The sequence below is a fragment of the Paenibacillus lutrae genome (assembly GCF_009757775.1).
GTDB lineage: Bacteria > Bacillota > Bacilli > Paenibacillales > NBRC-103111 > Paenibacillus_F > Paenibacillus_F lutrae.
On record NZ_RHLK01000003.1, the window covers coordinates 447547 to 469079 of the forward strand.

Genomic DNA, 21533 nt, shown 5'->3' on the forward strand with positions numbered 1-21533 from the left:
TAATAGGATATCAAAAAAGAGACCACAGGTATACTTAAACCGGAGAAAATTTACATAATGGGAAATGTCAGAGAAACTAATCTCCTATATCCTGCTTCCTTACGGTCTAACGGCAACCGATAAACACCATTTATTTAAGTGTAACAGAGTATTATTTCTAAACTATTTCAAAAGGATAAGCCATTCCTAGGGAGATACAGACATCGGATCCCCCGTAAACTTGGTGCGGGCCCATATTTCGTTCTTTCGGATAATCAGCTGAATCTCGCCGGAAAGGTCCGTACGGTATGCAGGTATCCCGTGCTGTTCAAGTCTATTCATAACATCCTCAGACGGGTGCTTGTATCTGTTATTGACTCCCGCTGAAATTATAGCCCAGCGCGGATTCCAGTGCAGAAGCCACTGCTCGCTGGTTGATGTCTTGCTTCCGTGGTGAGCAACTTTCAGAACATCTACCGGCGGAGTCTTCCCGATATCTGCTACAGAAGAACCGGCCGGACCAGCCCCCGCAGATTCGTTTGTATAACTCTGAAGAGAATCCAGTACACTCCGTTCGGCATCAAGCTCCATATCACCGGTAAATAACCAGCGAGTGCCCAGCATCGTCATAAGAAATGCGACTGAATATCCATTTTGCTCACTGGACAGAAAAACGCTTTCTTTTGATTCTGCACGTGAATCCTGAAAGGAGGAATCAGCAAAATCTTTGCCAGCCGTATTCGGATCCCTTTGCTCATGCGTTCCATTCGTGTCCCTTTGTTGTTCTATGTAGGAGGAAAAATTTGGAGAAATAAAATCAATCCGGGTATCGGGACCGAATTGCAGACTTTTACCGTAGGATGCCGCCAAGAGCGGAATATTCTTGTCCATGGCAGACCGGTAAAGTTTCTCGATCTGCACGTTATGTTTGTAAGTGCCATTGAAAATAAATTGTTTCACAGGAATCCCGTCCAGTACCGCCTGAAGCCCCCCGCTGTGGTCCTGATCCGCATGCGTGAGAATAACGGCATCCAGTTGATGAACCCCGCGTTTTTTGAGAAGAGGCACCAGAAGCTTCTTGCCCACCTCGAACGGATCCCTGCGCTGCTTCCATTCTTCACCGGCTTTGCGAAACGTAACTGTCCCGCCGCCATCCACCAGTATAAACTTGCGCTCGGGAGAGCGGATCAGAATACTGTCGCCCTGTCCCACATCAATCATATCCACATAGGCGGTCCTGTCCCAGCGGTCCGGTGTGTATCCGTAGAAAAGTAAAGCCAGCCAGCAAAAAGCCAGGACGGCGGAAACTGCGGCATACTTTCGACTGCCAAGCCCATTCTTAAAGCTCCTGTTTAAATATACAACGAACGGCTTGTCATGTAAAAAGCTGCGGTTGTGCTTAATCCCCTTCAGCTGCGAATCTTCGGCCAAATACTCCGATTGAGGCATAGAACCGTCAGAGAGAAAGCTGGATTTCAAAGATGAAGCACGCGTGAAAGCACCTTCATGAGCTGACCTGACGGAAAACGGGGCTCCGGCAGCGGTGCCGTGTTTTCCGCCATTATAAGAATTCGTTGCGGATGCTAATGAAGGAGACAGGCCCGGGCTCTGCCCACCGACGGGAATATGGAGCATAGGACCCGCGCCCGAATCTTCATCCCGCATTGTCAAATATTTCTGGAACGATAGGTACAGCAGAACCAGGAGAGAAAAATACATCAACATCCATAAAACAGATGGAGACGGCCAGATGGTCTGAAACCCGTCCCACTGATCCAGCCACTGCACAACTTCAAATACCACTTCATTTACTTTTTCCGTCACCCAAGCGACCGTACGCCCTGCGGGCGCGAACACGAGTCCGGCGATCATTGCGATCAGACCGGCCGGAAAAATAAGAAGGCTGAAAACGGGTACCAGTACGGCATTGGCCAGCCAGGATAGCAAAGAAAACTGATTGAAATAATAAATGGATACCGGAAATGAGGCAAGCTGGGATACGAATGTGATGGCTAGCGTGTTACGGAGCAGCGCGTTCTTTACGGGGAGAAGAAGAGTAACGCGGGGAACACCGACGATCAAGCCGAGTGTAACGAGGAACGAAAGCTGGAAGCTTACATCGAGAAGATAATACGGATTCCATAGCAGCAATGCCCAGCCAACCAGACATGCAATTTGAAGGACATCCTTCTCACGGTTTTTACGAACAGCAAACAGTCCGATCATGGTCATGAGTCCTGCCCTTACGATAGACGGTGAGGCACCCGTAATTAAAATATAAAAGGGCAGCAAGAGGGCAGTAATCAGCAGGTAAGTTTCCTTCGCGAGCCCCAGCCGCTTCAAGATCCAAATCAGCACACCGGTAAAAACAGCCACATTGAGCCCGGAAATGGCCAATATGTGCGTGAGGCCGAGGTTCGAGAACTGCACGTAGCGGTCCGGGTCCATATCATCCGTGAGCCCGATCAGCATGCTTTTCATAAACCCGGCATGAGCCGGTGTGAAAAGCATGTCGATCCGGCTGCCCAGAAACGAGCGCAGCTCGTCCGAGCCCCGCAGCAGCCGGTCACTTAGCTGCCGCATGCCTCCTCCCGCTGATAACGCCGCGGGGGGAGCATGATTCACCTGCTCCGTGCCCTTGGCGGTAAGCAGCCAGTGAATCTCCTGCTGCCGCAGGTAGCGGCGGTAATCGAATCCGCCGAAATTGCGCGCAGCGGCCGGCTCCTGCACCACGCCCCGCAGCGTGAGCCGGTCCCCCCTCCGCCAGGATGCGGCGGTGGTCTGCTCCTCCGGGCTCAGCAGGCGCAGGTTCACCTGCATGCGCTCACCCGGAGGAGACTCTGCGGCAGCATCCGCGCCGCCCCCTTCCAGCCGCGAAACCCGCAGCTGGAAGGAAGCCCTGTCGCCATCGACGGCGACAGGGGTCACAAGCGTGCCCGCCACGGCCACTTCGCTGCCGCTCATGGCAGCGGCTGCAGCGGCGGGCAGCGCCGTCACATTACGCCGGTCGGTATCGGCGTAATAGCAGCAGGCCGCGGCGGCGATGAGCGCCGCGGCAATCAGGCGGTGCTGCGGCAGGCGCAGCACCAGCACGGCCAGCGCCGCAGCAGCGCACGCTATGCCGGCCCAGATTGTCAGCAGCGGCCACTTCCAATGCATCGCCGCAGCGTACCCGACCACCCATAGGACGGCGACCCATACGCCGTCTTTACTAGTCCATACCATTCAATCTATCCCCTCCATGAAGTTTAGTAGTCTTAAAGCATCGCTGCATGATAAGCCATCAAATGCCGCAGGGCAGCGGCTGCTATATGAGCCGATACTGCGTTTGCCTTTAATAGATTCCCTGCTCCCGGACAACGAAAAAACCTCCGCTGCCCTGTAAGAGCAGCGGAGGTTCTTCCTCACGCCATCTATCAATCTCTTTAATTAACAACGCTGTGGTCCGTACCTTCGGGAGGCTCATAATGGTCCATTCGCCGAAAGATAATTCCCCTTGCCGCCATTAGTGCCTGAACTTTCTCACTATCTTTCGGATAAGGCCGATGGTATATGATTTCTTTTATCCCGCTGTTGGCCAGCATGTTCGAGCAGGTCCAGCAAGGCTGATCCGTTACATATACACTCGAACCTTCACGGTCCTCGCGGTCTGTAAACAGCAGCAGGTTCTGCTCCGCATGAATGGTCCGGATGCAGCGCTGCTTGCGGATCATCTCCTCCTTGCCGTCGATAACCTGAAGCTCGAATTCTTCTACCAGCATACAACCTTCCTCCGAGCAGTCCGGAACTCCCATAGGAGCTCCGTTATAAGCGGTACCCAGAAGCTTTTTTCCTTGAACCAAAACGGTTCCGACCCGTCGGCGGCTGCACTGTGAACGCGTTGAGGCCATGTAAGCAATATCCATGAAGTAAGTGTCCCAATCTTTGCGCCCGGTCATCATCTTCACCTACAACTGGCTGGCACGGATGGCCTGATCCAAATCATGCAGAATATCGTCGATAGCTTCCGTTCCGATCGACAGACGGATCATTCCTGGCGTTACACCCGCACTGGCTTGCTCATCTTCATTAAGCTGTTGATGAGTGGTGCTAGCAGGGTGAATGATGAGGGACTTGGAATCGCCGACATTCGCTAGGTGCGAAAATAATTTGACATTCTCAATCACCTTGCGGCCTGCTTCGATACCGCCTTTAATTCCGAATGTCATAATGGCGCCTTGACCCTTAGGCAAATATTTCTGCGCCAGCTTGTACGACGAGTGGCTGGGAAGCCCGGCGTAGCTTACCCACTCTACCCCCTCATGCGACTCTAGGAATTGGGCGGCTTGGAGTGCGTTGGAGCTGTGACGTTCCATCCGGAGGTGAAGCGTCTCAAGACCTTGCAGGAGCATGAAAGAGTTGAACGGGGTAATGGACGCCCCCATGTCACGAAGCAGCTGCACGCGCGCTTTGATGATATACGCGATCGGTCCTACGGCATCGGTGTAGATGACACCGTGATAGCTAGGGTCCGGCTCGGTCAAGCCCGGGAATTTGCCGCTCGCTTTCCAGTCGAACTTGCCGCCGTCTACAATGACGCCGCCGATAGAAGTTCCGTGTCCGCCGATAAATTTGGTCGCGGAATGGACAACAATGTCGGCACCGTGTTCAATAGGACGAAGCAAATACGGCGTCGGGAATGTATTATCGACGATCAGGGGAAGCCCGTTCTCATGAGCAATCGCCGCAACGGCTTCAATATCGAGAAGATCCCCTTTGGGATTGCCGACTGTTTCTGCGTACAGAGCTTTTGTTTTATCTGTAATGGCCTTGCGGAAGTTCTCCGGATCGGATGGATCGACAAACTTAACGTTAATCCCCAGCTTTGCAAAAGTGGTCGAGAACAAATTATAAGTTCCGCCGTATAGACTGGATGCCGAAACAATCTCATCCCCTGCGCCCGCAATATTAAGAATGGAATATGTAATGGCAGCCTGGCCCGATGCCGTGGCAAGAGCTCCTGCTCCGCTTTCGAGTGCCGCAATGCGCTTCTCAAACACATCGCTGGTCGGGTTCATAATACGCGTGTATATATTGCCGAATTCTTTGAGTGCGAATAAATCTGCCGCATGGTCGGCATCCCGGAAACCGTAAGAAGTCGTCTGATAAATAGGCACCGCACGGGAAAGAGTTGTCGGATCAATTTCCTGACCTGCATGTACGGCTAATGTTTCTAGAGAATACTGGCGTTCTTCTGCCATGTTTCTTTCCTCCTTTATCGCTTTTATGTGGCAATTTGCCAAGCTGATTTTGTCCTATTTTCTCACATTTTCTAATAAAATGAAAGAAAGATTACTAAATTCCTTCTAAACGGATGTGTTTTAATGGAAATAACTATGGTGAACCCAGCAATATATACGGTTTCATCTTGGCGAGCATCTTATCTCCGATCCCTTTTACCTGGAGAAGCTGGTCCATCCGTTTGAATTTGCCGTGCTGCTCCCGGTAGGCGATGATAGCTTTAGCCTTGCTTGGCCCTACACCGGGCAGCTTCATGAGCTCCTCCAGTCCGCCGTAATTGATGTCCACTTTAGGCTGATCTCCTTCCCCGTCCGCTTTTCCTTGACCGCTGATTTTACCGCTCTCGCCCGGTTTAATCCCCTCGGCGGATGCGGCTGTACTGGATACGATAGTACTCGTCTCTACCGCACCCGGTACAACAGTCTCAGGCTTGCCGTCTTCCGAATCGTTCCGCGGATTACCTCCGGCCGGCAAAGGGGACGGCGGCATGGCCGATTCCGCTCCAATGTCGTTCTTGCTGCTTTCATTCTTACTGCTTTCGCTCCTGCTGCTATCGGCCTCTTTTGCTGCGCCTGATTCTGCACCGCCTTTACCGGCTGCTTGACCGGGAACATCCGGGCTGCCGGAACCTCCGGTTATGCCCGGCTTAGTTGCAGAAGATGCACCAGCCGCTTGAAGCATGGCCTCTTCCATCTGTCCATGCAAAGACGTAAATCCAGCGGGTATCTCCTCCCCCCTGCCGGCCAGCACCCACCAGATCGCGAGACCGAGAACGGCAGCTGCCAGAGCCGACAACGCGCCTATTTTCATTTTAAAAATCCAATTCATCTTTGTTCCTCCTGATTCGTTATCGAACTAGATCTCATGAAAGCCAACCGAGATTACAGAACACCGGAAAACATGGTAATGGAATACTTTTTAATAAAATTAAGCATATTTGCGCCCCGATGGTCATACCGTTAAGAAACGTCTTCCTGTTCTTAGGGAATGAACGTTTAAGATAGCTCTGCGCGGTTCTTTACCTCAGCAGGCCTATCCCTTACTTTGATGCCATAAGCGTTGCAAGCAAGAGGGGCAGAGCCCCGTTCCTGCATAGGTCAGGCTAATCTAAAAGGAGGGTTGTCGATGAAAGCGGGATTTATCGGTACAGGCAGCATGGGGAGTATTCTTATCGAAGCGCTCATCCATTCGGGAGCACTCAATCCTGAGCAAATCTGCGCCGCAAACCGCACCCCCGGTAAAGTAAAAAGGTTGGCGGAAACGTACGCGGGACTGGTTGCAGCCTCTGACAACCCCGAAGTTGCCGGCGGAAGCGACGTACTGTTTCTCTGCGTAAAACCGTTTGATTATAAGCGTGTGATCGACGAGATCCGGCCCGTTCTGAAGCCCTCGCAAATTCTGGTGTCCATCACCAGTTCTGTGCTTCTCAGGCACCTGGAAAGCCAGCTGCCCTGCAAAGTAACCAAGGTCATACCGAGCATTACCAATTATGTGCTGACAGGTTCTTCGCTTTGCATCCACGGAGAGCGTATGCATCCCGAAGACAAAGAATGGATAGAAAATTTACTTACTCATATTTCCACACCGGTGCGGGTGTCCGAAGCGCATACAAGAATAAGCTCCGATTTGTCGAGCTGCGGGCCTGCGTTTCTGGCTTTCTTTTTGCAAAAGTATGTAGATGCGGCCGTTCAAGAAACGGGGATATCGCGAGAAGAAGCTAACATACTGGCTGCGGAAATGACACTGGGTACGGGTAAACTGCTTACGACCGGAGGTTTTGATCCTGTTACTTTGCAGAAAAGAGTATGTGTTCCCGGGGGGATTACAGCGGAAGGATTGCGTTTGATGGATCATGATTTGGACGGCATGTTTAACCGGCTGATCCAGATCACACATGCAAAATATGAAGAAGATTTGGAAAAAGTGGAGTCTGTCTTTGCAACGAAGAGGTAAGGATTCAAGCGACTGCGGATAATAGAAGTTTAAAGATGGCAGAGGGTTTCCTGCAAGTTGTGTATTTAAGAGTATGAGTGAGGAGTTTAAATAACGGGCCTTACGGCGGCGTACAGCAGTTTACCTGAGTCAGGAATTGCTGTCTGTACGCCGCTTTGAGCTGCCCGAATTCATGCATCCCGTCCGATTTCGTCCTGAAATCAACACGGTTCTTCTTTTGCTTCTGCTAGAGATGTTACTGTTTCAAGCACCGATTAACCGACAACAATGTTAACCAGCTTGCCCTTAACCACGATCACTTTGCGGACTGTCTTGCCTGCGCTCAGTTCTTTCACTTTGTCCAGACCGAATGCAAGCTCCTGCATGCCAGCTTCATCCAAATCTTTGGAAACCTTAACGCGATCGGCGATTTTACCGTTGACCTGAACAACAATTTCTACCTCGTCATCCACGGTCCACGCCTCTTCATACACCGGCCAGGCTTCATAAGTAATGGATTCGGTGCCTCCGAGTTTGGCCCACAGCTCTTCCGCAATATGAGGCGCCATCGGGGAAAGTAGCTGGACAAACTGTTTCATGGCAGCAACCGGCAGGTGTTCCGTCTTATAAGCTTCGTTAACAAAAATCATCATCTGGCTGATGGCGGTATTGAAACGAAGGGCTTCATAGTCTTCCGTGACTTTCTTAATGGTGCGGTGCCACGTTTTCTTAAAAGCATCTGCACATGCACTGTCATCGTTTGAGATTTTGCTGTTTATTGCTCCATTGTCATCCACGAACAGGCGCCATACCCGGTTAAGGAAGCGGTAAGAACCTTCCACTCCGTTTGCATTCCACGGTTTCGTAGCTTCCAGGGGCCCCATGAACATTTCATACAAACGCAGCGTATCCGCGCCGTACTCATTCACAATCACGTCCGGGTTGATGACATTTCCGCGCGATTTGGACATTTTCTCCATGTTCTCGCCGAGGATCATTCCCTGGTTAACCAGCTTGTGGAAAGGCTCCTTGGTCGTCACTACACCGATGTCATACAAGACTTTGTGCCAGAAACGCGCATAAAGCAGGTGAAGAACCGCATGTTCCGCACCGCCAATGTACAGGTCAACCGGGAGCCATTCTTTCAGCTTGTCGGGTGAACAGATAGCATCATCGTTGCGCGGATCGATAAAGCGCAGGTAGTACCAGCAGCTTCCAGCCCATTGAGGCATGGTGTTCGTCTCGCGGCGTGCTTTCATACCTGTCTCAGGATCAATAGTATTCACCCAATCCGTTGCGTTAGCGAGCGGAGATTCTCCGGTACCGGACGGTTTAATGTTGTCCATCTCGGGAAGCAGCAGCGGAAGCTGGTCTTCCGGAACGGTCTTCATCGTGCCATCCTCCAGATGAAGGATTGGAATCGGCTCGCCCCAGTAACGCTGGCGGCTGAAGAGCCAATCACGCAGACGGTACGTTACTTTGCCCTTGCCTTTGCCGTGCTCTTCGAGCCAGGCAATCATTTGCGAAATGCCTTCTTCTTTGCCCAGTCCGTCGATAAAGCCGGAATTCACATGAATCCCTTCTCCGTCGTATGCGGCTTCATCTACATTGCCGCCCTGAACAACTTCGATGATCGGCAGTCCGTACTGCTTGGCGAATTCCCAGTCGCGCACGTCATGTCCCGGAACGGCCATAATGGCCCCGGTGCCGTAACCCGCAAGCACATAGTCGGCAATCCAGATCGGCAGCTTCTCGCCGTTAACAGGGTTAATCGCGTAAGCTCCTGTAAAGACGCCGCTCTTTTCTTTGGCCAGATCCGTACGCTCCAGGTCACTCTTGTGGGAGGCTTTCTCCTGGTACGCTTTTACTTCGGCTTCCTGAACGGAAGTCGTGATGCGGGAGACAAGCTCGTGCTCAGGAGCCAGCACGCAATAAGTAGCACCGAACAGCGTATCCGGGCGGGTCGTGAATACGGTCAGCTTATCTGCATCGTGACCTTCGATGCCGAACGTCACTTCGGCCCCTTTGGATTTGCCGATCCAGTTGCGCTGCATGTCTTTGATGCTTTCGGACCAGTCCAGCTCTTCCAGATCATCAAGCAGACGCTCGGCATACTCAGTAATTCTAAGCACCCATTGGCGCATCGGTTTACGAATCACCGGATGGCTGCCGCGCTCGCTTAAGCCGTCAATAACTTCTTCGTTCGCTAGAACCGTTCCAAGCGCCGGACACCAGTTAACGGGTACTTCGTCCACATAGGCCAGACCTTTTTTGTACAACTGGATAAAGATCCACTGAGTCCATTTGTAATACTCCGGATCTGTCGTGGAAATTTCTCTGTCCCAGTCATAAGAGAAACCGAATGATTTGATTTGACGGCGGAACGTCTCGATATTCTTCTTCGTAAAATCGCGAGGGTCATTCCCTGTATCCAAGGCATACTGCTCAGCCGGAAGACCAAAAGCATCCCAGCCCATCGGGTGCAGGACGTTAAATCCGCGCATCCGCTTATAACGGGATACGATATCCGTAGCCGTATAGCCTTCCGGATGGCCTACATGAAGACCTGCACCAGAGGGATAAGGAAACATATCCAGGGCATAAAACTTCGGCTTGCCGGGCTCATCCTTCGTTTCAAACGTCTTGTTAGCGTCCCAGTACTGCTGCCATTTCGGTTCAATAAACTGAGGGTTGTATCCTTGTTGTTCTTTCTCTTGAGCCATAATCCGTTCCTCCTGACATTCATTGACAATCAAAAAACCTCCCGCCTCTAGCTCTATTGGCTAGGGACGAGAGGTTATATATTCCCGTGGTACCACCCTAGTTAACACCGGCATTCTTTGCCCTGTGCTCACTCGATCCCTTAACGCGGGCTAAACGGTCCGGTTACTGGACATCTCCCTGCCTTCTCTTCCGACGCTGTAAGGACATGCTTCCAGTTCGGTCATCGGTGGGATTTGCCGTTCGCCTTCCGGCTCCAAGGTGAGTTCTTCTGCTGCATATACCGGCTCACACCATCTGCCGGCTCTCTGGGATATACAAACAAAATACTGGTCCTCTTCAAAGCGGGTACGAATACAAATTTGTAATGATTATAGGCAATTTGTACTTATCTTGTCAAGTATCCCTGTACACCGGAGCGCTAAGGTTTACGGGCCGAAAAGAAAAGTCTCCTCGAATCCGGAGTCAACTTCTCCTTCCATTCAAAATCCGTACTGATCTGCAAATCGGTAAAACCTGCCGCAGCCAGCATATCCAGCATCCACCGGGGATCGTACGCCCGCTGATGGTGGGTCTCCTCAATACGGCGGAATAAAGCTTCGCCTGACGCTGACCCGGCAGCATTCTCCCGGACAAAGATCGTTAAGGCATGCTCAATTTCCGTGCGCTCTTCATCCAGCTCACACGTCCACAAGTATGCGATATCTTCCTCGTCGAAGACGAATGGCTGCAAAGCCGCATACTCGGTGAATTGAGCAGGACTGTGTACATCAAACAAGAACACCCCGCCGCTGCGGAGTCCTTGAAAAGCCTGCTCAAAAGCTTGCAGGATATCTTCTTCTTCAAGCAGATAATTGAAACAGTCACAGAAGGAAACAACGGTATCTGCCCCCTCGTCCTGCGGAAGTTCCCAGTCCCGCAGATCCTGCTGGAGCCACAGGATCCCGGGGCCTGTCTCACGCTGCCGCTCCGCCTTGTGCTGCGCAACAGCCAGCATGTCATCCGACAAGTCGATCCCGGTTACTTTGTAGCCGTCTCTCGCCAGCGGAATGGATATATTCCCCGTTCCGCAGCCGAGATCCACGACGGTTTCAGGCTGAATTCCATACGCTGCCCAAACCTTTTTGGCAAAAGATATCCAGGCCTCGTAAGGCATGTCTTCCATCAGCCGGTCATACGTATAGGCAAAATCCTGATAGGACATTCTCAGTTCTCCTCTTGCTTCAGGCACGTCCAGTTTTCCTTCTGGTAAACGAGACCGTCCTTCATAAGTTTGCCCAAAGCACGCTTAAATGCGGATTTACTGATACCGAACTTCGTCATAATAACATCCGCTCCGGTCTGATCCGAATAAGGCATGGCTCCGTTGGGCCGCTCACGGAGTACTTCCAGTATGCGCTCGGCGTCTACATCGCGCCCTTTTTCCTTGGGCTGACGCATGGACAAATTAATCCGCCCGTCTTCTCTGATGTAGGTGACACGAACACTTACTTCTTCGCCGACACGCAGCAGCCGGGCACGCTCGGAAGCCGGGATAAGGCCGATGGCACCGAAACCGACTACGCCTCCGTCTACCACGACGAAAGTGCCCATTTGCAGCGGCTTATAGACGCGCGCGTTCTTCCATTGATTTCTCCACGTCTGCGGAGCAGGGAAGCATTCGTTCATCAGCACTTCTTCTCCGGCAAGCCGGGCAACCAGACGTCCTTGACGGTCATGATCCATCGTGACATAGATCCGGTCTCCTACTTGGGGACGAAGCTCCTCGAGTTCCGGCATTTCTTTGAAGGGAAGCAGCAGGTTACGGCCAATCCCCATCTCCAGAAAAGCGCCGAAACGCGGATGAAGATCGACTACTTCGAGCAGGGCAAGCTCTCCCAGAAGAAGCATCGGCCGGTGCATCGTTGCGGCAAGCCGGTCTTCCGTATCGTAATAAAGAAACACTTCCAGACGGTCACCCGGCGCTACCTTGGTTGTCGTCTCCGTGTAATGCAGCAGAACATCGCGCTCTCCATCGGTCATAAAGTACCCGTAAGGAGACACTTCCCGCGCCACATCGAGTGTTACGAGTGTTCCGGCTTCAAGATTCATACGCGTTCCACAACCCTCGCGTCAGACCACAGACGTTCAATATTGTAATACTCCCGGTCATCACGGTGGAAGACATGAACCACCACGTCTCCTAAGTCAACCAGCACCCATCTTGCCGTATTGAATCCTTCAATACCGCGGACAGTAACGCCTTTTTCGTTAGCCTGCTTGCGGATTTCCGTTGCAATAGCCTGCACTTGTGTCTCCGAGTTACCGTGACAGATAACGAAATAATCCGCCACCAGGGAAATTTCCTGCAAATCCAGCGCCACCACGTTAATGGCCTTTTTGTCTTCCGCCGCATCCACGACCATATTCATCAGTTGTTCGGGGCTTATTTTCATCCCATCATCTCCTTCATGTTGTTTCGTTAAGCAATCTTTTGTTCGTTTGCGGTCAGACTTCTATCGGCAAGTCTTGTCTTCTAGACAAAAGACTGATCTTGAGCAGCAGCTCTTCCTTTTCCTTACACCTCTAATTCACGGATTAAACGATTCCGCGTCAGTACCGTAAGGGGGTAAATCCGCTTTCCTTTGGCCAGCAAAAAGGAGATCGTCGAGTCAAAGCCGGCGATTAAGGCCTGCTCCAGACTTGTTTCGGCCAGCTTGCGGATTGCGTCCACACCCGGAAAATCCCGGCTCGGCTCTATATAATCCGCTAAGCACACGATTTTCTCCAGCTTTGACATGTCTTCTCTTCCCGACGTATGATAACGAATGGCATTCAGCACTTCTTCGTCTTCCACACCGAACTGCTTGGCGGCAATCCAGGCTCCTGCATGAGCATGCCACAATTCTTTGTCGAAGTCGAGCACATCTGTATCCGTGCCGCTTTCGCGGACCGTCTCGGCCTGCTTCTCAACCGGCCAGAACTTGCATACATCATGAAGAATAGCCGCCGTTTCCGCGCGATTCTCATCTTCCCCATACAGGCGGGCCAGAATAACGGAGGTTTCCATTACACCCAAGGTGTGCTTCCAGCGTCTTTCGGGCATGTTCTCCCGCACGATCCGGATCATCTGTTCACGGTCCATATAAATCATTCCCCTCGATATAGTCATGTACCGGAGCAGGAACAAGATATCGGATTGAACGCCCATCTTTCCTGCGGCCGCGGATATCGGTTGAAGATATATCGAGCAGGGGCATTGGAGCTATGCTCACTCCCGAGCGAATATAGGCCGGCAGGGCATCCAAATCGAGCTCGTACCCCGGTCGTTGTAGACCGATAAATCCGATCAGCCCCATAATCTCTTCAATCTTATGCCATTCCGGAAGGTACTCCACCATATCCGCGCCGATGATATACTGAAACCTGTGCTCAGGATGCTGCTGCTGGAGCAGCTTGATCGTGTCAATCGAATAAGAAACTCCGCCTTTGCGCAGTTCGAAATCCAAGGGTCTAAAAGCGGGGTTATCCGCTACCGCCCGGCACACCATCTCCCACCGCTGCGCGGCCGAAGCCTTAGGCGCATTCGGCTTGTGCGGCGGCACATTGGCCGGCATAAACCAGACCTCGTCCAGGCCGCAAGCAGACCGTGCACATTCCCCTGCAACCAAATGACCGGTATGAATGGGATCGAATGTCCCTCCCATGATTCCAATTCTCATATCCACATCTCCTGCCCGGCACAACCGGCGGCTATCTCGGAAGCACGATTTGTTTGTTATCGCGGGATTCCTTGTACAGCACGATCGTTCTTCCGATTGTCTGCACGAGTTCAGCCCCTGCGCCTTCCGCCAGTTCCCTTGCCACTTCTTTGCAATCTTCCGTGTAATTGTTAAGCACCGATATCTTGATCAGCTCGCGGCTCTCAATCGCATCCTCAATGTGCTGGATTAAATGTTCATTAACCCCGCCTTTACCTACCTGAAAAATAGGCGTTAAATGATGTGCAAGCGCACGCAGATGTCTTTTTTGTTTCCCAGTAAGCATATAAAAAATTCCCTCAATTCTTAATAAATGATTGCTCTACAACCTGACGCATCGCTGCGGCAGGAGCCGGAACGCCGGTCCAATATTCGAACGCGAACGCTCCTTGATAAATAAACATGCCCAGACCCCCGTGGGTGATAGCTCCCCGCTCTCCCGCTTCCCGTAAAAAGCGCGTTTCCAGGGGATTGTACACCAGGTCACTCACGATAACCCCGTCCCGGAGCCTGAGGCCGCCTAGCTGCACCGGCAGTTCGTCAACGTTCGGATGCATGCCGGATGAAGTCGAGTTGATGACGAGGTCGACTTCATGAATAATATCCCCCAAATCCTGCAGACCCATGCCCACCGCACTTGTACGGTTACGTACAGCGGAAGCCAGTTCATGCGCTCTTTCCACGGTCCGGTTAGCGATGGCGATGAACGAACAGCCTTCCTTGGCCAAGGCAAAAGCGATCCCTCTGGCTGCGCCGCCCGCACCGATAATCAGCGCTTTCTTCCCTTCCAGTTTAAGTCCTGTCTCCTCTTTGAGAGAGCGGACATAACCGATGCCGTCCGTATTGTAGCCGGTTAGCCGGCCCTGGTTATTCACAATGGTATTAACGGCGCCGAGTGCCTGAGCATCCGCGTCGACTTCATCCAGATACTTCATCACATTGACTTTGTGCGGAATGGTTACATTCACGCCGCGGAATCCCAGCGAGCGGATTCCGTTAACCGCCCGCTCGAGCTGATCCGGCATAACATGGAACGCCGCGTATACGCCGTTAATCCGGGCTTCGCTGAAAGCGCGGTTCATCATTATCGGTGAACGGGAATGGCGAACCGGATCACCAAAAACCCCATAAAGGACCGTGTTGCTGTCCAAAGACAGATTCTCCACCATGATTTATATCTCCCCCGTACATCCTGATCCTTGAAAATTCAGTTTACCGAACCTCATTAATCTGCCCAACTTAAGGTATACCCGCCTTAAATTAAGGAATCGCGTTGAATGATTTTGACGCCTTTAGGAGCATGAACAGCGAGTTCCGCTCCGGCTTCACTGTTTACTTTGATCCATCCCAAGCCTGAAATAAGCACATCTACGCTCTTGCCCTTCTGGATATGAAGCGTATGCTTCGCCAAAGGCGGCAGTTCCAGCAGGTCCTTCTCAGAAGGCGGCGCAAGCATAACGCCCTTATGATTGGCATACAGCTCGTCCGCTTTCTCCAGCTTCGTGCGGTGCAGCGGTACGGCATTGGACGCATAGATGGTAAAGGACTGACGCGCACCCCGTACGAAATCAAATCTGGCGAAAGAACCAAAGAACAGGGTCTGGCCTTCGTTCAGCTGATAGACCATCGGTTTGAGGGGCTTGCCCGGCATAATTTTGCCCAAGTCCTTCTTCGATACCAACTCCGTCAGACGATGCTGATACACGATGCCGGGTGTATCAATAATATTCCGTCCGTCATCAAGTGGAATTTCGACCGTACCGAGCGTCGTACCCGGGTAGTGGGACGTCGTCAATTCAGCCTCCAGATCACTGTAATCCGAAATCAGCCGGTTGATCAAGGTAGATTTACCCACGTTAGTGGCACCGACCACATACACATCTTTGCCGTCGCGGTATTGTTCAACCGCCTGAATAACCCGGTCGAACCCTATGTTCTTCTTGGCGCTGCACAGGACGACCTCGACAACTTTTAGCCCCTGCTCTTTGGCCAGCCTGCGAACCCAGTTCACGATCCGGTTCCAGTTGGTTACTTTGGGAAGTAAATCGATTTTGTTAACGACAAGCACAATCGGATTGCCCCCGACAAAACGCGCCAAGCCGCTAATAAGACTGCCTTCAAAATCGAAAATATCGACAATATTGATGACCAGAGCCTCTTTATGCCCGATATGACCGAGCAGCTTCAGAAAATCATCCTGGTTCAGAGTAACACTCGATGCTTCATTATAATGCTTGATGCGGAAGCAGCGCTGGCAGATGATCGGTTCTTTCTGCAGCGCCTCCTCCGGCACATACCCGGTTGCACCCGGGTCCTCTTGCTGCAGTGTAGCACCGCAGCCTCCGCAATAGTTCATCTCTTCCTCGTTCATGTGTCCTCCTTGAGCTTACGGCAGGAGAACCTGAATTCCCCCCGCAAGCAAAGTGAAGCTTTCCCGTGAAGGAAAGCTTTATTTATTCTTCGAGATGTAGTTATTGGCCAGCTTCTCGATGCGCCGGTTGATTCGTGTAAAGAAACCTTCATCATTCACGGCGATCGGCGCTACAAGAATGGTATATAAGCCGAGCCGATTTCCTCCAAGTACGTCAGTGAGCATCTGATCACCGATTACAACGGTCTGTTCAGCCGTAGTGTCCATCAGTGCCAAAGCTTTACGGAAGGCGTTATTCGTCGGTTTGCGCGCGGCATGAATGAATGGAATGGATAGCGGGAGTGCAAATGCGGAGACACGGAGTTCCTGGTTATTGGAAACAATGACCACCTTAAACCCGAGCTGCTTTACGTTACCAAGCCAATTAATAAGCTCCGGTGTAGCGTCTGCCACTTTCGCTCCTACGAGTGTATTGTCGAGGTCCGTAATGATCCCGCGAATTCCGTTCCGCCACAGTTCCTCCAAATTAATATCGTAGATCGTCTGTGCGAACTGCCTCGGTACCAGTTTTTTAAACAAACATCGTCACCCCAACCTCTTTCGAATCTATAGGAACTATACCATACATGTCCAATTCCTTGCAAAAAGAAAAAGGCTGCCGCAACCAGCATGAAGGGGAAGGAGCATTTGATACAAAGCGGTCTTTCAGTAGCTTTCCCTGATAAGGGAGTCATCCATACAGCAACGGGCAGAAAACGGTTCCACCGGCATAAGATGAATGGAAATAACTTCCTCATAAAAAAGAGGAAGCCGCTTTCCTCCATAGAAGGAAACGGCTTCCAATAGCCCGGAGGCCTGTCTGGCATTATTTCATTTGCGCCCGCAGCGTCTTGATGCTTTGCTGCACTTTTTCCAGGTCTTCCTCTGTTACGGATGCACAGCTGTATTTGGCTTTCTCGAACAGGTCAAGTACAGGTGCCAGCTCCGGAGCAAGCCAGTAGCTCTGAGCATTCCAACGGGCAGCAGCCTCCCGGATCGTTTCATGTTCGTAGCGCACGTAGCCTTTGCGCTTGCTGTACCGGAGCAGCCGGTTCACTTCCTGCACGATATTCTGTGCATAGTTGTCGGCTCGGGGGCCGCGGTTAAATCGGCTCAAAATATTTTTGCCGGTGAACACACGGATCAGAGTGACAACGATAGCGATTAACAGCACCGCAGCGCAGAGGCCGTATGCCGTGTATTTCAACCAGGACCAGGAGCCCGCCGCATCCGATGTTCCGGATGTGTCTAAATTCGCTTCTGGCGCCTCCGCAGAAGCGGCCGGCTCGGTGTAATAGCTCTGCGGCAGGGAGAATCCGGCAGTCGGCTCGAAGGGAAGCCATCCGTAACCCTCGAAATACACCTCCATCCAGGAATGGGCATCCGAATTGCGGATACTGTACGTACCCCCCGCATCGGGATCGGACATGGCACCCCGGATATAGCCCAACGTGGATGCTTCATTGGAAGTGCCGGATGCATAACCCTTCACCCATCTGGCCGGAATCCCTAATGAACGGGTCAGAACGACCATAGAGGTCGAGTAATAATCACAGTAGCCTTCCTTGATTTCGAACAGGAAGCGGTCTACGAAATCACTGCTCTTCCCTTTGGATACATCCGGTGTATTCGTATACGGATATTTACTGGAAAGGTACATTTCCAGTTCACGGACTTTACCGTAAGCGGTCGTTTCGTTCTTCGTAATATCCCGGGCTAACTGGCCAACCCGATCCGGCAGCTTATCCGGCAGCTGCAAATATTCTTGCCACTGTGATTTGTCCAGTTTGTTCATATCTACTTTCTTAAGCCCGTCCAGATCAAGCATCGGTGTCTCCGACACCAGCTCATATTGACGGGGGTAATTCGTTCTGGGGTTAAAACGGAGCTCGCTCTGACGGCCGGACCAGCGCAGCTTGTTGTGCTGATCGGGCACAGGCTGGCTGGGATTTTCACCTTCTTTGCCGGTATACTCAAGCAAAGTGATCTGAGCCATCGGGAAAGCCCCGAAGAGAACCGGATATACATCGTTATTGCGCATCGTAATCGTCTGCGTAATTTTATTGGTCTTGAGCTTGGAGGTATCCACTGCCGGGTCGGCGGCCAGCTTGCCGTCCGTTCCGACCGTCACAGACCTGGCGCGCTTATCCCCGCTGCTTGCTTCCCAGCCTGAGCCGGTATACAAAGCGCGGGTCTCGCCCCGGTAATACGTTCTAGCACTCGTCTCCACATTAAAAACCGGCGAGTAGTCATACTGGAACTGGCCGCCAAGCTGAGCATCGTTACGGCTGTAACCGGACGATTTGAGAAGCGGATCCGATGCTTCCGGGATAACGGTTCTCCCCGAATTGTCGCTGCTTGGCAGGAAAGAAACCTTATCCCCCTTAAACTGCCTCCAGGCTGTATACGGGTCGGTCAATATGGGATCGATAGCAGGAACGATCGCCCCCATGGAGAACGTTATGACAATAATCAGAATGACAGGAACGATCAGCGGACCGGGATATTCGGCCAGATTCTCCCAGCTCTCCGGCGCTTTTTTCTTCAGATTGGCAAAATGGCGCACGATCAGCATGCACAAACCGCAGAAGATAATCGTTGCCACCTGGGGCCAGAGCAGCAAGACACTGAACGAATCCCGGACGGCGAAAAACAATATAGACAAAATAACAACAAAAGATACGCCGATTTTTGTCCGGACTGCCCACATCATCATCAGGAAAACCCACCAGGCAGCAAGACCAAACCATATATACGGGACAAGCTGCGATACATTCGCTTGAAGCCATGTGGTCATGGAATCTACCTGGGATAAGGGAACGAACTGATACTCGAGTACAACGGCATGAACAAGAAGTACAAGAATAATTTGCAAAAGTTCACGTACAAGATAATACAACTTGGGGATAAAATACGTAAAACAGACGGCAAATAAGGTCCACACAACGGCGGTGACGGTTTCGGGAAGCCACATGCCCTCTTCCTGGCGGATCCAGCCGACAAATTGAAATAAGAATAACAGAACCAGCAGGGACATCATTTTCTGAGTGCTCTCCGTGCCGGCCAGCCGCCGGATGATTCTCCAGAGCCTATGCATACGGTTTTGCACCCCCCAAAGCGGCAGGCAGATCCGTTAACGATTGGATTGCGTAGCCCATAAAGCCCAGCTTGTGGATTTCCCGCACCCAGTGATCAGTCGAGGAATCTTTGACGCTTTCTACACACAGATGACAAGCAAGCATGCGCTGCTTCTCTACGCTGTGCAGAAGAGCCAGCGTATCTGTCCCTCTGCGGGGCGTCACGAAGATCACAAGCGTACCGGGAGAGAACAGCTCTTTACTATTGTTAATGACCTGCTGCAAGGTACGGCTGCCGTCAGACTCCACCTCTACAAGGTGGTCCATCAGTATCTCGGCCTGACGGGGTCCTGTCTTAGGGAGGGCCATATAAGTGTCCTTGCCCGAGGATAATAAGCCTACAGCGATATTGCGCTGGGCGCCGAACTGAAGCAGGGAGGCCGCTGCCGATACGGCGAGTTCAAAATCAGCCTGCGTCCGGTAAATGCCGCGGTTACGGTCGATGATTATGACCATCTTCGGCAAAGTCTCTCTTTCGAACTCCTTGGATCTCCAGTTGCCCGTTCTCGCGGTCGCATTCCAGTGAATACGGGATAAACGGTCTCCGTGAATGTATTCGCGGACTCCGTTTATCTGAGTCGTTTCCCGCTGCATGCGGGCGTTGACGGAATGGTGCCTCGATCCCCGGGGAGAATGGGAAAACTGCGCCCAGTTGCGGATCTCAATTGTCTGCGGGAATACGACGAAACTGTACGGGAGATCTACCGTTCCGGTATGTTCGTACAAGCCGAATACATCCTCCGTGGCGAATTCGGCTTTCTTCATGCTGTAGTGGCCGCGGCGGAGCGGAGGGGTTTTATAGACATACTCCCCTTTGCGCATCCAATTGAGGACTACAGAACCTTTCATCCCCATTTTCTCCTTATTGCCGCGGATCATTTCGTCTTTGACAAGCAAATAAGGAATCGGCCAGGCGCCGGGCACGTGGATGCGCAGCTTGATTTGTATCGACTGTCCGGCCTGAATTCGCTCAGTATCGTCTGCCGTTATGATTTCTCTATGGGCTTCCGCCTGCCGGATTCCGCTCCATTTGCCCAGAACGAGGTATACCGTCAACAAGCTCAGGATGACAAAAAGCATCGAGGCCAGCTTGCCCCCCTGGAATAATATGAACAGGAAGCTCAAGACCAGCAGAAAGCCCAGAATGAATGTCGCCTGTCTGCTCTTTTGGGTGGCCGAAGGGGCAAAGCGCTTCATCTTGCCTTCTCCAGACGGACCGGCACCTTCGTGCGCGCCATTACCGATTCGAACACGGACCGGGGTGTCTCTCCTTCCATGCGGGCCTCCGAGGTAAGAATCAACCGGTGCCCGAGCACATAAGGGGCCAAGTATTTCACATCGTCGGGGAGCACATAATCCCGGCCGTTCAAGTATGCGTAAGCTTTAGACGCCTGAACAAGCGCAAGCGTCGCCCGGGGACTCGCGCCGAGATGGACAGCCGGATGCTCCCGCGTACCGCGTGTTATATCCACCAGATAGCGGGCAATCGCATCATCGAGATAAAGACTTCTCACTTCATCCTGCATGGCAAGAACTTGTTCCACGCTTACCACCTGCTGAAGCTGCTCTACCGGATGCACCCGGCTCTGCGAGGATATCATTTCCAGTTCTGTCGCGCTGTCGGGATAGCCTAGGCTGAATTTGATCATAAAACGGTCCAGCTGGGCCTCCGGAAGCAGATACGTGCCTTCAAAATCTATCGGATTCTGCGTAGCGAGCAGCATAAAAGGCCGCGGGAGCGGGTAGATTTCCCCGTCCACCGTAACATGATGCTCCTCCATCGCTTCGAGTAAAGCCGATTGGGTCTTCGTAGTCGCCCGGTTTATTTCATCGACCAGCAGAATGTTGGCCATAATCGGGCCCGGCCGAAAAAAGAAAGCCTCATTCTTCGGATGGTAGATGGATACACCTGTAATATCGGTCGGCAGCAGATCGGGATTGCACTGAATGCGCCGGAATTGTCCTTGAATCGAACGCGCCAACGACTTGACGAGTACCGTCTTTCCCGTGCCGGGAACGTCCTCAAGCAGGACATGTCCTCCAGCAAGAAGCGCCGTTAACAGCAGCATAACCTCTTCACTTTTACCTAATATACATGATTCCAGATTGGATCTAATTTGCGAAATTTCACTCATTCTGGGTTGGGACACAGCAGCCATACTTCGTAAATCCTCCTTCGGGTAAAAGGTTGTGGAGTGCTAGTTTTTATATTACAGGAAAGTCGAAAGCGTGTACAATAATGCTCCCTATATTTTAAAAAAATCCCACACTTCGTAGGATATTGTAAATCCGCAGGCTTCGCATTTTTCCCGGTACGCAAAAAGTCCTGGTTCC

Annotated in this window: 18 protein-coding genes and 1 other annotated feature; of the genes, 1 reads left to right on the forward strand and 17 read right to left on the reverse strand. The window is 51.9% G+C overall.

The window, feature by feature from the left end; translation table 11 throughout:
• Positions 1 to 186: 186 nt before the first annotated feature.
• The 4 genes from EDM21_RS25620 to EDM21_RS08090 all read right to left on the reverse strand — a co-directional run bounded on the left by EDM21_RS25620 (position 187) and on the right by EDM21_RS08090 (position 6087).
• Positions 187 to 3204, reverse strand: a complete 3018-nt coding sequence (locus EDM21_RS25620; RefSeq protein WP_157334479.1) for a ComEC/Rec2 family competence protein — start codon at positions 3202 to 3204, stop codon at positions 187 to 189.
• A 200-nt stretch (positions 3205 to 3404) separates the two neighbouring features.
• Positions 3405 to 3917, reverse strand: a complete 513-nt coding sequence (locus tag EDM21_RS08080; protein WP_157334934.1) for a deoxycytidylate deaminase — start codon at positions 3915 to 3917, stop codon at positions 3405 to 3407.
• 9 nt (positions 3918 to 3926) lie between these two features.
• A complete protein-coding gene (locus tag EDM21_RS08085; RefSeq protein WP_157334480.1) occupies positions 3927 to 5219 on the reverse strand; it encodes a homocysteine synthase in 1293 nt (430 codons plus the stop codon).
• 133 nt (positions 5220 to 5352) lie between these two features.
• Positions 5353 to 6087 (reverse strand): ComEA family DNA-binding protein, encoded by a 735-nt coding sequence (locus EDM21_RS08090; RefSeq protein WP_235918094.1) that lies wholly within the window; start codon positions 6085 to 6087, stop codon positions 5353 to 5355.
• Positions 6088 to 6384: 297 nt separating this feature from the next.
• Here EDM21_RS08090 and comER point away from each other — a divergent pair, with 297 nt between their 5' ends.
• Positions 6385 to 7212: a late competence protein ComER gene (gene comER, locus EDM21_RS08095; protein ID WP_157334481.1), complete on the forward strand. Its 828-nt coding sequence runs from the start codon at positions 6385 to 6387 to the stop codon at positions 7210 to 7212.
• Positions 7213 to 7466: 254 nt separating this feature from the next.
• Here the strand turns inward: comER and leuS are convergent, their stop codons facing one another.
• The 13 genes from leuS to EDM21_RS08160 form a co-directional block, all read right to left on the reverse strand.
• Positions 7467 to 9914 (reverse strand): leucine--tRNA ligase, encoded by a 2448-nt coding sequence (gene leuS / locus EDM21_RS08100; RefSeq protein ID WP_157334482.1) that lies wholly within the window; start codon positions 9912 to 9914, stop codon positions 7467 to 7469.
• 59 nt (positions 9915 to 9973) lie between these two features.
• Positions 9974 to 10264 (reverse strand) — a binding site (T-box leader).
• 69 nt (positions 10265 to 10333) lie between these two features.
• The gene (locus tag EDM21_RS08105; protein WP_157334483.1) at positions 10334 to 11116 is read right to left on the reverse strand and encodes a class I SAM-dependent DNA methyltransferase; all 783 of its coding nucleotides are present in this window, start codon (positions 11114 to 11116) and stop codon (positions 10334 to 10336) included.
• A gap of 2 nt (positions 11117 to 11118) precedes the next feature.
• Entirely contained in the window at positions 11119 to 12003 is an 885-nt protein-coding gene (locus tag EDM21_RS08110) for a CvfB family protein (RefSeq protein WP_157334484.1), read from the reverse strand.
• Positions 12000 to 12347: a ribosome silencing factor gene (gene rsfS / locus EDM21_RS08115; protein ID WP_068774314.1), complete on the reverse strand. Its 348-nt coding sequence runs from the start codon at positions 12345 to 12347 to the stop codon at positions 12000 to 12002. Before rsfS ends, EDM21_RS08110 begins: the two co-directional genes overlap by 4 nt.
• Positions 12348 to 12469: 122 nt before the next feature.
• A complete protein-coding gene (yqeK, locus tag EDM21_RS08120; RefSeq protein WP_068774313.1) occupies positions 12470 to 13036 on the reverse strand; it encodes a bis(5'-nucleosyl)-tetraphosphatase (symmetrical) YqeK in 567 nt (188 codons plus the stop codon).
• Positions 13026 to 13613 carry a nicotinate-nucleotide adenylyltransferase gene (locus EDM21_RS08125; RefSeq protein WP_157334486.1) on the reverse strand — a complete coding sequence of 196 codons (588 nt, stop codon included), beginning with the start codon at positions 13611 to 13613 and terminating at the stop codon, positions 13026 to 13028. The genes yqeK and EDM21_RS08125 overlap by 11 nt, the downstream gene beginning before the upstream one ends.
• 31 nt (positions 13614 to 13644) lie before the next feature.
• Positions 13645 to 13938 carry a ribosome assembly RNA-binding protein YhbY gene (gene yhbY, locus EDM21_RS08130; RefSeq protein ID WP_157334488.1) on the reverse strand — a complete coding sequence of 98 codons (294 nt, stop codon included), beginning with the start codon at positions 13936 to 13938 and terminating at the stop codon, positions 13645 to 13647.
• Positions 13939 to 13951: 13 nt separating this feature from the next.
• On the reverse strand, positions 13952 to 14821 hold the full coding sequence (gene aroE, locus EDM21_RS08135; RefSeq protein ID WP_157334490.1) for a shikimate dehydrogenase: 870 nt from the start codon (positions 14819 to 14821) through the stop codon (positions 13952 to 13954).
• Between the two features lie 86 nt (positions 14822 to 14907).
• A complete protein-coding gene (yqeH, locus tag EDM21_RS08140) occupies positions 14908 to 16023 on the reverse strand; it encodes a ribosome biogenesis GTPase YqeH (RefSeq protein WP_157334491.1) in 1116 nt (371 codons plus the stop codon).
• Between the two features lie 78 nt (positions 16024 to 16101).
• Positions 16102 to 16602 carry a YqeG family HAD IIIA-type phosphatase gene (locus EDM21_RS08145; protein ID WP_068774308.1) on the reverse strand — a complete coding sequence of 167 codons (501 nt, stop codon included), beginning with the start codon at positions 16600 to 16602 and terminating at the stop codon, positions 16102 to 16104.
• A gap of 286 nt (positions 16603 to 16888) precedes the next feature.
• Positions 16889 to 19159 (reverse strand): DUF4129 domain-containing transglutaminase family protein, encoded by a 2271-nt coding sequence (locus tag EDM21_RS08150; RefSeq protein ID WP_157334492.1) that lies wholly within the window; start codon positions 19157 to 19159, stop codon positions 16889 to 16891.
• The gene (locus EDM21_RS08155; protein WP_157334495.1) at positions 19152 to 20396 is read right to left on the reverse strand and encodes a DUF58 domain-containing protein; all 1245 of its coding nucleotides are present in this window, start codon (positions 20394 to 20396) and stop codon (positions 19152 to 19154) included. The genes EDM21_RS08150 and EDM21_RS08155 overlap by 8 nt, the downstream gene beginning before the upstream one ends.
• The gene (locus EDM21_RS08160) at positions 20393 to 21358 is read right to left on the reverse strand and encodes an AAA family ATPase (protein WP_157334497.1); all 966 of its coding nucleotides are present in this window, start codon (positions 21356 to 21358) and stop codon (positions 20393 to 20395) included. The genes EDM21_RS08155 and EDM21_RS08160 overlap by 4 nt, the downstream gene beginning before the upstream one ends.
• Positions 21359 to 21533: the final 175 nt, after the last annotated feature.